The organism is Caballeronia sp. AZ1_KS37, from assembly GCF_023631165.1.
Lineage (GTDB): Bacteria > Pseudomonadota > Gammaproteobacteria > Burkholderiales > Burkholderiaceae > Caballeronia > Caballeronia zhejiangensis.
In genome coordinates, this window is record NZ_JALQDP010000034.1 from 67,309 (window position 1) to 83,272 (window position 15,964).

Genomic DNA, 15,964 nt, shown 5'->3' on the forward strand with positions numbered 1-15,964 from the left:
GGCGAAGTCCTGGCTTTTACGAGGGCTGCCAGAAACGCTTCAGTTCCTCATGCTGCATCCGCGAGCCGAATGGTCTGCTGTTCTTTGCGCCGCGTCCCCGGCCGGCCGATGAGCGCGCCCGGCACATTACCGATGCCGAACGCGGGTCGCGCGAGAAAGAAACCCTGCGCGAGCACGTGCGGCCACTGCGCAATCCATTGCGCCTGCGCGGCCGTTTCCACACCTTCGACGACGATCGCCACCTTCAGCCGCGTAAGAAGCGTGAGCACCGACGAAAAGACCAGACACGCGTTCGGGCAGCGCGGCGCTTCGGCGAGCAGTTCCTTCGCGATCTTGACGGTGCCGAAGTCGATCGGTCCGAGCGCGGCGAGACATGAATAGCCGGTGCCGAAATCGTCCATCGCGACGCTCACGCCCTTGTTCTTGAGACGCCGCACGACCTTGCGCATCGCCGGCATGCGCGCGAGATCCTCGCTTTCCAGCAGTTCGAGTTCGATGCAATCGGGCGTGATGTCGTGCGCGCGGCAAATCGATTCCATCCGCTCGGCGAAGCCCGGCAACGCCGCGACCGATGGCGGGACGTTCACGGCGACCGAATAGTGTGCGCCGCCACTTTCGCGCCACTCGCCAATTTCGGACGCGACCGCGTCCAGCACGAACCATGTCAGTTCGCGCATGATGTCGGCGTCCTTGAACGCCTCGCTGAATGCGCCTGGCAGCAATACGCCGTATTCCGGATGACGCCAGCGAATGAGCGCTTCCATTTGCGCGAGTTCGCCGCCGTGGACTCGGTAGATTCCCTGATAGGCGATGCAGAATTCTCCGGCCTTGAGGCCTTCGAGTATGCGATGCCTGAATGCATGATCTGACTCCGGCGCGGCTTTCGCGACAGGCGAGCCGTGTGTCGTTCTTTTCATGCTCTAGCCATCCCTCCCAGTTGGTCGTGGAAGCGGTTGCACGAGTCGTGCCAGAAACTATGATCGCGCGTCGTCCAATCCAAGTAAATTCGGTGAGCCCCTTGGAGACAACGTTTGCCTCTTAAGGGAGCGCTTGCGCTTGCGTGTGGACGCATCGTTCAGCCATCCCGAGTCACGTAACGCAACCGTAACGCGTGATGGTCTGTGTGGGCTGGCGCACATAACGCAAGCACATATTGCGCTGCATCGGCATGGCGTTTTGCAGTTTTGTATATAGCGATTCCGGAACATTTGTAATCCCGACTAGTGCCGGCGCCGGGAAAATGATCGCTGCGAACGGCGGGCGCGCACCAAAAATGGGACACGCGGCGCTTCCGCACAGGCGACCGCCGGTCGATGAGCATGGGTATGCCGCTGTCTTCGCTTACGACAGTCTTTCCGCGACGTCGACCGTCAGGCGGTCGCGGTTTCGGCGACAGGGCGCATGCGTTCCAGCGCGCTGCCATCCTCGCGGAACAGATGCACATGGCGAATGCTGAAGCCCGCGTTCAGGCGCTGTCCTTCGACGGCCGTCGATTCGCCCGAGCCTTTCACCTGAATCACGAGTTCGTTCGGCAAACGGACATGCAGCAGCGTCTCGCCGCCGAGATGCTCGATCACCATGACTTCGCCTGCAAGGCCGCTGTCGATATCCCCGCCGCCCGATTCGACGAAATGCTCGGGCCGGATGCCAAGCGTAAGCGTCTCGCCCGCGTGCACGGACGAAGCCGCGAACGGCAGCGTCAACGACTCGCCGCCCGGCAATTCGATGGTGACGCCCATAGCATCCACGCGCAACACGCGCACATCCATGAAGTTCATTTTCGGCGAGCCGATGAAACCCGCGACGAAGCGATTGTGCGGCGTGCGATACAGCTCCAGCGGCGAGCCGATCTGTTCGACGCGTCCATGATTCAGCACGACGATGCGATCGGCCATCGTCATCGCTTCGGTCTGATCGTGCGTGACGTAGATCATCGTCGCATTGAGCTGCTTGTGCAGCTTGATGAGTTCGAGGCGCATCTGCACGCGCAATGCGGCGTCGAGATTGGAGAGCGGCTCGTCGAAGAGAAAGACTTTCGGCTCGCGTACGATGGACCGGCCGATCGCCACGCGCTGACGCTGCCCGCCCGACAGCGCGCGCGGACGCCGTTCGAGCAACTGGCCGATCTGCAAAATCTCGGCCGCGCGATGCACGCGTTCCTTGATCTGCGCTTCGGGCAACTTGAGCATGCGCAAACCGAACGCGATGTTCTCGTACACCGACATGTGCGGATAAAGCGCATACGACTGAAACACCATCGCGACGCCGCGTTGCGAAGGCTCGAGTTCGGTGACGTCCTCGCCGCCAATCAGTACTTGCCCTGAGTCGCAGCGTTCGAGTCCGGCGATGGTGCGAAGCAAGGTCGACTTTCCGCATCCCGAAGGACCGACGAAAACCATGAACTCGCGATCGGTCACTTCTATGTCGACGCCCTTCAGCACGTCGACGCCAGCGAATGCCTTGCGGATCTGCTGCAAATGAACTGCGCTCATGCGTTGTCTCCCGTTTGCTGCTGCGGCAGCGCAGCATCCGATGCGTCGTCGAATTTGTTCTTGACAAGCTGTTCGCGCCAAAATATACAATTGTAAAACCGAAATTACAAGTGAAACGACGCGCACCAAGGATCACGAACGAACGCACCAGAGAAGCCGTATCCGCTCGAAAAATACCAAGGAGACAGGCATGAAGAAGCGCTTCATTCCGGCCATGCAAGCCGGTCCGATCAAACACGCCACGGCAGTCGCGCTCCTCACGGCGAGCGCGGCGTTCGCAACATCGAACGCGCAGGCCTGGACTCTGAAGGAAGCGGCGCAGCCGTATTCGGGCACCACGATCAAGGCCATCTTTCTCGATCGTCCCGGCTACAAGGCCGCGCAGCAACTCATTCCGCAATTCGAAAAGGAAACGGGCATCAAGGTGCGCTGGGAAGTGATTCCCTATGAGAATACGCGCGAAAAGGAAGTGCTCAACTTCGTCGGCGGCGGCGACCAGGACATCGTGCTCGTGGACGTCGTGTGGATCGGCGAATTCGCGAGCAACAAGTGGCTCGTGCCGATCAAGAAGTTCACCGACGATCCGAAGCTCGCGGATCCGAATCTCAACCTGAAGGGCTTCTTTCCGATCCTGCTCGATTCGTTCGGCTCGTGGGACAAGGTCACCTACGGCCTGCCGTTCGATAACTACTCGGGCCTGATGTTCTACAACAAGTGCATGTTGAAGGACGCGGGCTTCGACGAGCCGCCGAAGACCTGGGACGACTTGCTCAACACCTACGCGCCGAAGCTCACGAAGGGCGACAAGTTCGCGTTCGCGCTGCAATCGCGGCGAGGCGAAACGCAGTCGGCCGATAGCTTCATGCGCGTGCTGTGGCCGAACGGCGGGTCGCTTCTCGATGCGAAGTTCAAGTCGAATCTGATGTCGCCGCAATCGCAGGCGGGCCTCGAATATCGGCAGAAGCTGATGAAGTACATGCCGCCGGGCATCGTCGACTTCGATCACGCCGAAGCGGTGAACGCGCTTGCGCAAGGACAGGTCGCGATGATCACCGAATGGTCCGCGTTCTATCCGACGCTCACCGATCCGAGCAAGTCGAAGATCGGCAACTGTCTCGCGATCACCACCGAACCGAAGGGACCGGCCGGACTTAAGCCCGCGCTCGGCGGCTTCTCGCTTGCAGTGAACGCGAAGTCGAATGCGAAGAAGCAGGCCGCGTCGTGGCTCTTCATTCAATGGATCACGTCCGAAGCCATGGCGAAGCCTTATCTCGAAGCGGGCGGCGTGCCGGCGCGCATGGCGATCTATGAGGACAAGGCCGTGCAGGACAAGTATCCGTTCGTGAAGCCGATGGTCGAATCGTGGCAGGGCGGCGTGCCGGATTATCGTCCGCGCTTCCCGGAGTGGCCGGCGATTTCAGAAGTTATCGGCGAATGGGGCAGCAAGATGATGCTCGGCCAGGTGACGGTGAAGGAGGGCGCGCAGACCATCGGTCAGAAGACCGAGGACATCCTGAAGAAAGCGGGCTATTACGACGGCAAGAAGCCTTTGCTGAAGTAATTCTGTTCACGGGACCGGAGGCGATCGAATGGCATCACCTGTAATGCATGCGCGCGGACCGCGCAAGCCCGCGCGCTACTTCGGCGTCCTGCCGCGTTCGCCCGCCTTCTGGTTCCTGATACCCGCGATCGCGGCGCTCGCGATCATCGGCATCTATCCGCTACTGCTTGCGCTCTATAACTCGTTTCATCAATACAAGCTCGCGGACCTGGCCTCGGGCACGCCGTTCGTCGGCGTCGATAACTACATCGCGACGCTGACCGATCCGACCTTCTGGGAAGCGCTCGGACGCACGGCATTGTTCCTGTGCGTGACCTTGCCGATCGAAGTCGCGCTCGGGCTCTTTGCAGCGCTGCTGTTGCATCGCACGGAGCTGCCGTGGATGCGCGCGGCGGCGCGCGTGAGTCTCGTCATTCCGATGGCGACGACGTATGCGGTGGTCGGGCTCATCGGCCGCCTGATCTTCAATCGGCAGTTCGGCGTGGCGAACTATCTGACAGGTCTCATCGGCATTCCGCCGCAGGACTGGCTTGCGGACCCGACGCTCGCGTTCGTCTCCGTGATGATCATGGATATCTGGCAATGGACGCCCTTCTGCGCGCTGATCCTGCTCGCCGGGCTTTCGATGGTGCCGAAGGAAGCCGAAGAAGCAGCGCGCCTCGAAACGCCGAAGTGGAGCATGATTTTGTGGCACCTGCAGCGTCCGTATCTTCTTCCGGGTCTCACTGCGATTCTTATTCTTCGTTCCGCCGATATGCTGAAGATGTTCGACGCCGTCTTCACGATGACGCGCGGCGGGCCCGGCGCCGCGACGGAATTCATCAGCGTCTATATCCAGCGCGTCGGCTTTCGTCTCTTCGATCAGGGCATGGCTTCCGCACAGGCGATCATCCTGCTCATTCTGACGATCGTGCTGTCGCGTCTCTATATTCGCTTCGTGTATCGGGAGGCCGCGTGAGTTCGATAGGCATGCAAGGCACGCAACGCGCAGAGCGCGCACGCGCGGCAAGAAAACGCGCTACTGTATGGCACTTTCTGGGCCTCGTCGTAGTGTTCATGTCGTCGGTGTTTCCGTTCTACTGGATGGTCACGACGAGCCTCAAGAGTCAGGCCGATGCGCTCGCGTATCCGCCGAAATGGCTGTTCTCGCCGACGTTTCATCACTACTCGGCGGCACTGTTCGAACATGACGTCGCGAGCAGTTTGCTGAACTCGCTCATCATCGCGAGCAGCACGACCGTCCTCGCCATCCTGCTTGGCACGCCAGCCGCTTATGCGCTCGCGCGCTACGAATTTCGCGGCAAGGAAGACCTCTGGTTCTGGTTCATCTCGAACCGCATGGTGAGTCCCGTCGTGCTCGCGGTGCCGTTCTTTCTGATCGCGACGAAGCTCGATCTCGTCGATACGCATATCGTGCTGATCCTGCTGTATCTGACGTTCTCGCTGCCCATCGTCGTATGGATCTGCACGGACCAGTTCCGCAACATTCCCGTCGAGCTCGACGAAGCCGCGCGTCTCGATGGCGCATCGCCGTGGCGCGTGTTCTGGCGCATCAATCTGCCGCTCGCGATGCCGGGCATCGTCGTATCGGCGATCTTCGCGTTCATCTTCTCGTGGAACGATCTGCTCTATGCGCTCGTGCTCACGCGCAGCGACGCGATTACCTCGCCGGTTGCGGCGACGAGCTACATGAGCGGTTATGAATTGCCCTGGGGCGAGATCATGGCGACGGGCACGCTGATCGTGCTGCCCATGGTCGTGTTCGCGCTGGCCGTGTCCGGGCGATTGGTGCAAGGGCTCACGATGGGCGCGGTGAAATAAAATCGCGCGGCCTTTCATTGAACAACAGGACAACATGAGCAAGAGCGCACCGCCCATCGCCATCGCGGAAGCGGACGATTCCATCGATTCGGAAGAAGAACTGCAGGCGCGCGTCGCGTGGCATTACTACGTCGGCAATCTGACGCAGCAGGAAATCGCGCAGCGGATCGGAAGCAATCGCGTGCGCGTGAACCGGCTGCTTGCGGCGAGCCGCGAGTCCGGCCTCGTGCAGATCACGATCAATAGCAAGATCGTGCCATGCGTCGCGCTGGAAGAAGCGCTCGCGAAACGCTTCGGCCTCGAATGCGCGGTGGTCGTGCCGAGCGGCGCGAACAACGAGGCGAACAATGCGGCGCTCGGCATCGGCGCGGCGTCGTACTTCGCGAGGCAGATAGTTGCAGGGCAAACTATCGGCCTCGGCTGGGGCCGCACGATCCGCGCCGTGTTGCGCGCGCTGCCGCAGCGCACGTACGGCGCGGTGTCGGCGGTGTCGCTGCAGGGCGGGCTGTCGCATTGCCCGAGTATCAATACGTTCGATATCGTGTCGGACTTCGCGAACATCTGCCGCGCCGACAGTTATCTGTTCGCCGCGCCGATCTACGTGAGCAGCCAGAAAGCGCGCGACGTGATCCTGCAGGAAGAAACCGTGCGCGAGACCTATGAACTCGCGCGCAGTGCCGATCTCGCCTTGCTGACGTGCGGCGATCTGACGGAATCGCTCGTCGTGACATACGGCATCGACAATCCGGAGCAATTGCGCACGTTGCAGAAGGCGGGCGCGGTCGGCGACATGCTCGGCCACTTCATGGATGAAGACGGGGAGCTGATCGATCATCCGTTGAATCGACGCACCGTGGCGATCACGCTGGACGACCTGCGCAAGATCAAACGCGTGATTCTCGTGAGCGGCGGCAAGAAGAAATTTCATGTCACGCGCGCGGCATTGCGCGGGCGTTATCCATCCGTGCTCGTGACCGACGAGGACACCGCAAGACGCCTGTGCGACGAGCCCTGAAGAGGACACCATGACGACCATCGACAGAAATCGCGAATTCGCGGGCAAGACCGTGCTCGTCACGGGGGCGGGCAAGGGCATCGGTCATGCAACGGTTCATCTGCTGATCGAGCGTGGCGCGCGTGTCATTGCATTGAGCCGCAGCGCAGCCGATCTCGATCTGCTGAAGAAGGAGACGGGTTGCGAGATCATTGCCGCCGATCTCGCCGATGCCGACGGTGCACGCGAAGCGGCGCGCGCCGTTCAGCCCGTCGATCTGCTCGTGAACAACGCGGGCATCGCGGTGTTGGAGCCGTTTCTCGATACGACCGTCGAAGCCTTCGATCTGACGATGAACGTCAACGTGCGCGCAGCGATGATCGTCGCGCAAGAGTGCGCGAAGAACATGATCGCGCGTGGCGCGGGCGGTTCGATCGTAAACGTATCGAGCCTGTCGGCGAATGTGGGCTTCGCGCTGCACGCGTCGTATTGCGCATCGAAAGGCGGACTCGACGCGATGACGCGCGTCATGGCCAACGAGCTCGGCCCGCACGGCATACGCGTGAACGCGGTGCTCCCGACCGTCACGATGACCCCGATGGGTGAAAGAGCGTGGAGCGATCCCGCCAAATCCGAACCGATGCTTGCGCGCATTCCGATGAACCGCTTCGTGGAGCCGGTGGAAGTCGCGCGCACGATTGCCTATCTGCTTTCCGACGATTCGAGCATGGTCAGCGGCGTGAGCCTGTTGGTCGATGGCGGATTTCAGGCGCGCTGAGATTAGCTTCGCGATTCAATCAACGACACCGGAGACTTGTAATGACCGATTCACAGATGACCGCGATCGTATGCCGCGCGCCGAAAGACTATCGCGTCGAACGCGTGCAACGCCCGAGCGCGGCGAGAAACGAACTCGTGATCCGCATTGCGGCATGCGGCATTTGCGCGAGCGATTGCAAATGCTGGTCGGGCGCGAAGATGTTCTGGGGCGGCCCGAATCCGTGGGTCAAGGCGCCGGTCATTCCGGGACACGAGTTCTTCGGTTATGTCGAAGAACTGGGCGAGGGCGCGGAAGAACATTTTGGCGTGAAGAAGGGCGATCGCGTGATTGCCGAGCAAATCGTGCCTTGTGCGAAATGCCGCTATTGCAAGTCGGGCGAGTACTGGATGTGCGAAGTGCATAACATCTTCGGCTTCCAGCGCGAAGTCGCCGATGGCGGCATGGCCGAATACATGCGCTTTCCGCCGACGGCGATCGTGCATAAGATTCCGGACGGCATTTCACTGGAAGATGCGGCGATCATCGAGCCGCTTGCGTGCGCGATCCATACGGTGAATCGCGGCGATATCCAGTTGAGCGATGTCGTTGTGATCGCGGGCGCGGGGCCACTCGGTCTGATGATGACGCAAGTCGCGCATCTGAAGACGCCGAAGAAGCTCGTCGTGATCGATCTCGTCGAAGAGCGGCTAGCGTTGGCGCGCGAGTACGGCGCGGACATCACGATCAACCCGAAGACCGACGATGCGCTCGAAACGATTCGCTCGATCACCGATCGCTATGGCTGCGACGTATATATCGAAACGACCGGCGTTCCTGCGGGCGTTACGCAAGGACTGGAGCTGATTCGCAAGCTCGGCCGCTTCGTCGAGTTCTCCGTGTTCGGCGCGGATACAACCGTCGACTGGTCGATCATCGGGGATCGCAAGGAGCTCGACGTGCGCGGCGCGCATCTCGGACCGTATTGCTATCCGATCGCGATCGATCTGCTCGCGCGCGGACTCGTCACGTCGAAGGGCATCGTCACGCATGGCTTCACGCTCGACGAGTGGGACGAAGCCATCAGGATCGCGAATTCGCTCGATTCGATCAAGGTGCTGCTCAAGCCGTAACGACTGCCGGCGTGCGCGTCGCGATTCCGATGCATGCGTTCGCGCCGGAGACGTTCGAGTCGTTCAGGATCTGATGATGTGAAACCCATGCGCCATGCGTTGCATTGCATGGCGCATCGTTCACGAAAGCGACACGCCCAGCAACTTGCCGATTCCATATGTGCAAGCGGCCGCGATCATTCCGATCAACGCTTGTCGCACGGCGGAAAACAGCGCGCCCCGTCCATTGAACAGCGACGTGAACACGCCGATGCCCGCAAGCCCGAGTCCGCTCAAAACGATGCATTGCACGATGCCTTCCGTACCGCTTGCCCAAAGAAAGGCGATGGCCGGAATGATCGCGCCCACGGCGAACAACGTGAACGATGCGAGCGCGGCCGTCCAGGGATTGCCGCCCAACTCGCGCGGATCGAGGCCGAGTTCTTCGCGCGTCAGCGTGTCGAGCGCCTTGTCCTTGTCGCGCATGATTTGCGCGGCGACGCGTTTCGCTTCGGCTGCATCGATGCCCTTTGCCTGATAGATGAGCGCGAGCTCATGCCGCTCCGCGTCGGGCATATGATCGAGCTCGTCCTTCTCCCGCGCGATTTGCGTGCGCGCGAGTTCGCGCGCATTCGTGACAGAGAGCCATTCGCCGAGCGCCATCGATGCCGCGCCCGCGATGAGTCCCGCGAACGCCGTGAGCAGGACCGTTTTGCTATCGCTGCCTGCACCCGCGACGCCCATGATGAGGCAAAAGTTCGACACGAGGCCATCGTTCGCGCCGAGCACTGCGGCACGTAAATCGTTGCCCGATGCGACGCCGCGATGCCACGACTCGGCCGCTGCGATCGCACCGCCTTTACTCAGCCCTTTGCTGCGACTCGCGACTTCCTGCACGATATCCGCGTGATGCCGCTCTTCCGCCGACATCTGCGCGGCATCGGGTTGGCCGGCATATTTATCGCGATCGGCCATTTCGTTTGCGGCGACCGAGCGCAACACGAAGTCCGGTCCGAACGCGCGTGCGAGCGTACGCATGATCCGCGTTTTTGCGCTGATGCGATGCGTTCGAACGGACACGCCATTCGCGCGCAATTTCGCGGCCCATATGTCCGCATGACGGCGCTCCGCTTCGGCCAGCTCGGCATAGACGCGCCGCTTGTCGTCCTGCTTTTCCGCTCGTGCGAGCGTGTCGTAGAGCGCGGCGCTGTCGAGTTCGTCCGCGAGATTGGAGGTAAAGCGCTTGAGTTCTGTCTGGGACGCCATGACGTCACCTTTTTCGTTCGTCTCGTTGATTCAAGAGTAAAGACGAACGACATGTCGCGTTGCTAATAGCCCTACGATGCGCGCTGAGTGAGAATTGAATCGCGTCTCATCGTCGTCATTGTTTAGATGGGGCTTGATTGAATCTCGAATGGAGCGACGTGCGAATCTTTCTCGCGACTGCGCGAAGCGGTACGTTCGGCGCGGCGGCGAGGAGCGTGTTTCGCCTAAAGCGAAGATCGTTTTCGGCAGCAACAATCGCGATGCGCAGGCAACGATGTGCGCATCGGGTGCCGGCTATGCGGTATTGCCGTGTCCGTTAGGCGATGCCGATGCGCGCCTCAAGCGCTTCGATGTCGGTGTAGCGCCAGCCGGAAGAGACGCGATGCCGACGCTAGGCGAAGGTATCAATCGGTATCAATCGATTAGCGATGCAACTAACTGTCCTTTGCGCTTATCCACTTCGAATCCGGGCCCAGGCCAACGCAAAAGAATCGAAGGAGCGAGCGGTCGGAGTTTGAGGCAATCAAAGAACTACTTCAAGGCCGCGCACCAAATCGATGCGTATTAGCGAAGCTGTCCGCAAGCGCTACACGATCCAAGCTCGATTTTTAAAGCGGCGCTACAATCCCGATGCCTAAAACCGACTGGCGCCCCACACAGTCGGCTATTTGCGATATCCGCTGAAACCACTCAAAAGCCGGAGCGCTCATGACCACGCTTTCCATTAACGGCCAGAACCATTCGGTCGATGCGCCACCCGACATGCCGCTTCTCTGGGTATTGCGCGACATCGTAGGACTCACAGGAACCAAATTCGGCTGCGGCATTGCGCAATGCGGTGCGTGTACCGTTCATCTCGATGGCGTCGCGGTTCGTTCATGCGTTTTACCGATTGCCGCCGTTGGCGATCGCAAGGTGACGACGATCGAAGGCATCGGCGAAACACCCGCCGGCAAGAAAGTGCAAGCGGCCTGGCGTTCGCTCGATGTCGTGCAATGCGGGTACTGTCAGTCTGGACAAGTCATGTCCGCCGCGGCATTGCTCGCGACAGTCCCCGATCCCAACGACTCCGATATCGATGCCGCGATGGCGGGCAACATCTGCCGCTGCGGCACTTATCACCGCATTCGCGCCGCCATCAAGCAGGCCGCAAAGGAGGCGTGACATGTCGCAAGGATTGATCGAGGCGGGGCGTCATGCGGCTCGCGCGGGATTGTCGCGCCGCACGTTTCTGAAGTTCGGCGTGACCGCCGGCGTCGCTGCAAGCGGCGGATTGCTGATCGGCTTCAGCTTGCCGGCCGCGAGCCAGGATCAGGGCAAAGGCAAGTCGGTTATCGGAGGCGATGGCGTCGAGTCCGCGCAAGAAGGCGTATTCGCACCGAATGCGTTCGTGCAGATCGACAAGAGCGGCAAGGTCGTGCTCATCATGCCGAAGGTCGAAATGGGACAAGGCGTCTATACCGCGTTGCCCATGTTGATAGCCGAGGAGCTCGAAGTGCCGCTCGATAGCGTCACGATCGATCATGCGCCGCCGAACGAAAAACTTTTCACGGACCCGCTGTTGGGCGGTCAATTGACAGGCGGTTCGACGTCCGTGCGCTATGCGTGGGAGCCGTTACGCAAAGCGGGCGCGGCCGCACGCATGATGCTCGTCGCGGCGGCGGCGCAGGAATGGAAATGCGATCCATCGTCTTGCCAGGCGCAAGGCGGCAAGGTTATGCATGCATCGGGAGAACGTAGCGCGAGTTATGGCGAGCTCGCCGAAGCGGCCGCGAAATTGCCCGTTCCGCAAGACATCAAATTAAAGGATCCGAATAACTTCAAGATCGTCGGCACGCCGGCGAAAAGGCTCGATTCGCCAGAGAAGGTCGATGGCACTGCAATGTTCGGTCTCGATGTGCGCTTACCCGACATGGTGTATGCAGCGATCGTGAATTGCCCCGTGTTCGGCGGAACGCTCGCATCCGTCGACGACAGCAATGCGAAAAAGATTCCCGGCGTGCGTCAGATCGTAAAGTTCGACAATGGCGTCGCGGTGATCGGCGATCATACGTGGGCCGCCAAACGCGGCGCGGCTGCCTTGCAGATCCAATGGAACGAAGGCGCGAGCGCCAACGTATCGACGAAGCAGATCGTCGACGACATGGCCAATGCATCGCAGCGCACGGGCGCGGTGGCGCGTAAGGAAGGGAATGTCGACAATGCGTTTTCCAATGCGAAGACGCGCGTCGATGCGGTGTACGTTCAGCCGTTTCTCGCGCATGCGACGATGGAGCCGATCAACTGCACGGTGCATGTGCGCCCGGATGGTTGCGATATTTGGCTTGGCACGCAAGTGCCCACGCGTATCCGCGATGCCGGAATGAAAGCGACTGGATTGCCTGCGGAAAAGATTCATGTGCATAACCATTTGCTCGGCGGCGGCTTCGGCAGGCGGCTCGAATTCGACATGGCCACGCAGGCGCTCAAGATCGGCAAGGCGCTCGGCGTTCCGGTCAAAGTAACGTGGTCGCGCGAGGAAGACATTCAGCACGACATGTATCGGCCGTGCTATTACGACAAGTTATCTGCGGGACTCGATGCCAACGGCAAGCCGGTTGCATGGACGCATCGCATCGTCGGGTCGTCTGTGCTTGCGCGTTTTGCGCCGCCGGCAGTAAAGGATGGGGTCGATCCCGATGCCGTCGAAGTGGCATCCGATCTTCCGTACGACTTACCCAATCAGCTCGTCGACTATGTGCGGCTCGAACCGCATGACGTGCCCACCGCATTCTGGCGCGGCGTGGGACCGACGCGTGGCACGTTCGTCGTGGAAAGCTTTATCGACGAATTGGCCGTGCAGGCGAAAGTCGACCCCGTCAAGTATCGGCGAGATCTGCTTGGCAAGTCGCCGCGCGCACGCAACGTGCTCGATGTCGCGACGCAGGCGGCGGGCTGGGGACAGCAATCCGTGCCGCAGGGACAAGGGCGCGGCGTTTCGGTGATGCACGCATTCGGCAGTTTCTTCGCCATCGTCGCGGATGTCGCTGTCGACAAAGACGGCGAGGTAAAGGTGAATCGCATCGTGTGCGCCGTCGATTGCGGCATGGTCGTCAATCCCAATACGGTCGAAGCGCAAGTGCAAGGCGGCATCATATTCGGCATTACCGCCGCGCTCTATAGCGAAATCACGATCAAGGACGGACGCGTCGAACAAAGCAATTTCACCGACTATCGAATGCTGCGCATTCACGAAACGCCGCCGGTGGAGGTGCATATCGTCAAAAGCACGGAAGCTCCTGGCGGCATCGGCGAACCAGGCACAGCGGCGCTTGCGCCGGCTATCACGAATGCGATCCATGCCGCAACGGGCAAGCGATTGAGGCGCTTGCCCGTAGGCGATCAATTGCGTAGCGCGTGAGGAGCCCGTCATGAAAAACGCATTCAAGCCTCTCTTTGCGATGCTGTTTGCATTGGCGTCCTCGGCTCATGCAGCCGACGATGCACTCGTCACGCGTGGCGCCTATCTCGCGCGAGCAGGCGATTGCGTCGCTTGTCACTCGACTCAAAAAGGCAAGCCGCTCGCAGGCGGTTTGCCGATGATGACGCCGTTGGGCGCGATCTATACGACCAATATCACGCCCGATCCGGACACGGGAATCGGCCGCTACACGGAAGAGGACTTCGCGCGCGCCTTGCGCGAGGGCGTTGCGAAGGATGGGCATAACCTTTATCCGGCAATGCCTTACCCTTCTTATGCAAAGATAAACGACGAGGACATGCATGCGCTGTACGCGTATTTCATGCATGGCGTCACACCCGTCAAGCAGGCCAATCGTGAGCCGGACATGAAATGGCCGCTCAATATGCGCTGGCCGCTTAAGCTATGGAACGCGGTCTTTCTGGAAAAGGGCGTTTATCAGAACAAATCCGGAAAGGATGTCGCGTGGAATCGTGGCGCTTATCTCATTCAGGGGCTCGGACATTGCGGCTCATGCCACACACCGCGGGGCATCGCATTTCAGGAAAAAGGACTCGACGAAAGCAATAGCGCCTATTTGACGGGCGGCTTGCTCGATAACTGGTTCGCTTCCAACCTGACGGGCGAGCACAATACCGGCCTCGGGCGCTGGTCGGAGCAGGACATTGCCAGCTTTCTCAAGACGGGCGCGAACGCGCACGCGTCTGCATTCGGCTCGATGACGAGCGTCGTCAACAACAGCACGCAGATGTTGAGTGACGACGATCTTGCCGCGATGGCGCGCTATTTGAAGTCGTTGCCCGCGTCGGGGGGCAATGGTGGACCGCGCTATTCATATGATCCCAAAGCGACGAAAGTGTCCTTGTCGCGTCCGGCCGCATCGGATTCGGGAGCGCGGGTCTATACCGCCTATTGCTTGCATTGTCATGGTGCGGACGGCCGTGGCTTCGCACCCATGCTTGCGCCGCTCGCGGGCAATCCAAACGTTCTGGAAAAGGATGCATCGTCGCTGATCAACGTGACGCTGAACGGCACCGGCGATCTGGTTATCGGCGGCGTGCCCGCGCCTTACCCGATGCCGCGCTATGCACCCGTGCTGAACGATCAGCAGATCGCGGACGTACTTACTTTCATCCGGGGCGCGTGGAACAACGGCACGCCGGCTGTGCAGGCATCGGACGTGACGAAGATGCGCAAGGCGACGCAGTGACTGTATGGGTCAGGAAGAAAAATCGATGACATCCAGGTGAATCGAACTGGATGGATGCGCGAGGAATTTGCGATGCACACGTGCACTGATGCGCTCATAACCATCGCTCAGGGCTTTTAGCAAGCGCTCGTCGCTTGCTCCTGTCGGTGCCCAAAAGCACTGTTCCAACGCCTTGCGCGTGATGTTGCATTGAATGGCCTGCTCGCGAGAGAACGCGACGAAGCTGACGGAGGCGCGGTCCGCCGAAATAGTGGCATGGATCAGGAGCTTGCTCGTCATGGTTCGGCAGGAGAGATACGTTTCGCTGAATTTTATTGTGTCAGAATTTGGTGAACTCGCGAATCCTCGAATGAGCGCGAAACGTGCGCAAACGGCCAGAAGCAGGCGTTTTTCGCTTCAAGGCGGTTCCAACGCGGGGGACAAACTTCATATGAATGAATCGAACGTTCGTATTCGGCGTTCACCGACGTTAAAGATTTGCGGAGTAGTCTGAGGTGCAACCTGCGGGATTCGACGCCGCGCGAGATCCCATACCGGCAAGACTGGCGCGGTTGTCCATGAATGTCCATGAAAAATGAAAAGAAAAGCATGCTCAGGTGTACTACTCTAGGAACGATCATCCGAAGCGGCGCGGCACACCGCATCAGCAAGCGGGGCGTGCGGCGCATTCCCGGAACTTCACCGGCAACGTCTACGCGGCTTCTGTTGCGGCGGGCGTTGTCGCCAGCAGGAGCGGAACATGAAGCATCCATCGTTGATGGATCCCTGGAGCCGTACCCTGGCAATGCTCGACAGCCTTCCGAACCGCCCTTCGGAAGCGAACGAGAAGCTCTCACTGATGACACGACCGCTCGTACGGAATGTCCAAGGCAAGACCGCATGCATCGGATCCACCGACGGGCATTGCGTCAATATTCGCGTGCTGGAGCGCTTGAGCGAATCGACGCTCTCGCTTTCCTGGCACGATCCCACGTCGTTCAATTACTCGGAGCAGGTCTGGGCCCTTTGCACTGCCCGCAAGCGCGGAACGTGTGCCTTGAGCGGTCAGGCGATCAGGCGCGGACAGCCTGTTTATAGGCCGAGGCGTGTCGGCAGTTCGGTCCCGCTCAATAGCGGCGCAATGATTCTGGCGCTTGCGCTCACTCCGGCTGAGCAGGAAGCGAGCCTCGTTTCCGAGTGATCGGCTTTCGTCCGCGAGACGCGTGCGCGAAGCACGCGTCTGTGGCCATGCGCGAACTGCCTTGATGATCAAAAGGGATGCGTTATCGCGTATCGTCTGATGAGCGGACGA

Annotated in this window: 14 protein-coding genes; 10 read left to right on the top strand and 4 right to left on the bottom strand. The window is 60.4% G+C overall.

Annotation, left to right across the window (positions count from 1 at the left end; translation table 11 throughout):
* Nucleotides 1-47: 47 nt before the first annotated feature.
* Both NCS00_RS20920 and NCS00_RS20925 read right to left on the bottom strand, forming a co-directional pair.
* Complete coding sequence (locus NCS00_RS20920; RefSeq protein ID WP_008347768.1) at nt 48-917, bottom strand: EAL domain-containing protein; 870 nt, start codon at nt 915-917, stop codon at nt 48-50.
* 453 nt (nt 918-1,370) lie between these two features.
* On the bottom strand, nt 1,371-2,492 hold the full coding sequence (locus NCS00_RS20925; RefSeq protein WP_175980626.1) for an ABC transporter ATP-binding protein: 1,122 nt from the start codon (nt 2,490-2,492) through the stop codon (nt 1,371-1,373).
* A gap of 190 nt (nt 2,493-2,682) precedes the next feature.
* Here NCS00_RS20925 and NCS00_RS20930 point away from each other — a divergent pair, with 190 nt between their 5' ends.
* Genes NCS00_RS20930 through NCS00_RS20955 form a run of 6 tightly spaced genes read left to right on the top strand, consistent with a single transcriptional unit; the run spans nt 2,683 to nt 8,758 of the window.
* A complete protein-coding gene (locus NCS00_RS20930; protein WP_250440881.1) occupies nt 2,683-4,053 on the top strand; it encodes an ABC transporter substrate-binding protein in 1,371 nt (456 codons plus the stop codon).
* A gap of 28 nt (nt 4,054-4,081) precedes the next feature.
* Nucleotides 4,082-5,011, top strand: a complete 930-nt coding sequence (locus NCS00_RS20935; protein ID WP_235366216.1) for a carbohydrate ABC transporter permease — start codon at nt 4,082-4,084, stop codon at nt 5,009-5,011.
* Between the two features lie 11 nt (nt 5,012-5,022).
* Nucleotides 5,023-5,874 (top strand): carbohydrate ABC transporter permease, encoded by an 852-nt coding sequence (locus NCS00_RS20940; RefSeq protein ID WP_284508162.1) that lies wholly within the window; start codon nt 5,023-5,025, stop codon nt 5,872-5,874.
* 34 nt (nt 5,875-5,908) lie between these two features.
* Nucleotides 5,909-6,889 (top strand): sugar-binding transcriptional regulator, encoded by a 981-nt coding sequence (locus NCS00_RS20945; protein ID WP_008347778.1) that lies wholly within the window; start codon nt 5,909-5,911, stop codon nt 6,887-6,889.
* A gap of 10 nt (nt 6,890-6,899) precedes the next feature.
* Nucleotides 6,900-7,646 (top strand): SDR family oxidoreductase, encoded by a 747-nt coding sequence (locus NCS00_RS20950; RefSeq protein ID WP_250440883.1) that lies wholly within the window; start codon nt 6,900-6,902, stop codon nt 7,644-7,646.
* Between the two features lie 41 nt (nt 7,647-7,687).
* The gene (locus tag NCS00_RS20955; RefSeq protein WP_250440884.1) at nt 7,688-8,758 is read left to right on the top strand and encodes an alcohol dehydrogenase catalytic domain-containing protein; all 1,071 of its coding nucleotides are present in this window, start codon (nt 7,688-7,690) and stop codon (nt 8,756-8,758) included.
* Between the two features lie 120 nt (nt 8,759-8,878).
* Here the strand turns inward: NCS00_RS20955 and NCS00_RS20960 are convergent, their stop codons facing one another.
* Entirely contained in the window at nt 8,879-10,003 is a 1,125-nt protein-coding gene (locus tag NCS00_RS20960; protein ID WP_008347784.1) for a VIT1/CCC1 transporter family protein, read from the bottom strand.
* Between the two features lie 708 nt (nt 10,004-10,711).
* Here NCS00_RS20960 and NCS00_RS20965 point away from each other — a divergent pair.
* The 3 genes from NCS00_RS20965 to NCS00_RS20975 are packed head-to-tail and all read left to right on the top strand — an operon-like array spanning nt 10,712 to nt 14,673.
* Nucleotides 10,712-11,167: a (2Fe-2S)-binding protein gene (locus tag NCS00_RS20965; protein WP_250440885.1), complete on the top strand. Its 456-nt coding sequence runs from the start codon at nt 10,712-10,714 to the stop codon at nt 11,165-11,167.
* Nucleotide 11,168: 1 nt separating this feature from the next.
* Entirely contained in the window at nt 11,169-13,403 is a 2,235-nt protein-coding gene (locus NCS00_RS20970) for a xanthine dehydrogenase family protein molybdopterin-binding subunit (RefSeq protein ID WP_008347790.1), read from the top strand.
* A 10-nt stretch (nt 13,404-13,413) separates the two neighbouring features.
* Nucleotides 13,414-14,673 (top strand): c-type cytochrome, encoded by a 1,260-nt coding sequence (locus tag NCS00_RS20975; RefSeq protein WP_008347792.1) that lies wholly within the window; start codon nt 13,414-13,416, stop codon nt 14,671-14,673.
* A gap of 9 nt (nt 14,674-14,682) precedes the next feature.
* On the opposite strand, the gene NCS00_RS20980 is transcribed toward NCS00_RS20975, so the two are convergent.
* The gene (locus tag NCS00_RS20980; RefSeq protein ID WP_008347794.1) at nt 14,683-14,952 is read right to left on the bottom strand and encodes a DUF1488 family protein; all 270 of its coding nucleotides are present in this window, start codon (nt 14,950-14,952) and stop codon (nt 14,683-14,685) included.
* A gap of 460 nt (nt 14,953-15,412) precedes the next feature.
* Here NCS00_RS20980 and NCS00_RS20985 point away from each other — a divergent pair, with 460 nt between their 5' ends.
* Entirely contained in the window at nt 15,413-15,853 is a 441-nt protein-coding gene (locus NCS00_RS20985; protein WP_008347795.1) for a DUF3331 domain-containing protein, read from the top strand.
* The last annotated feature ends 111 nt before the right edge of the window (nt 15,854-15,964 follow it).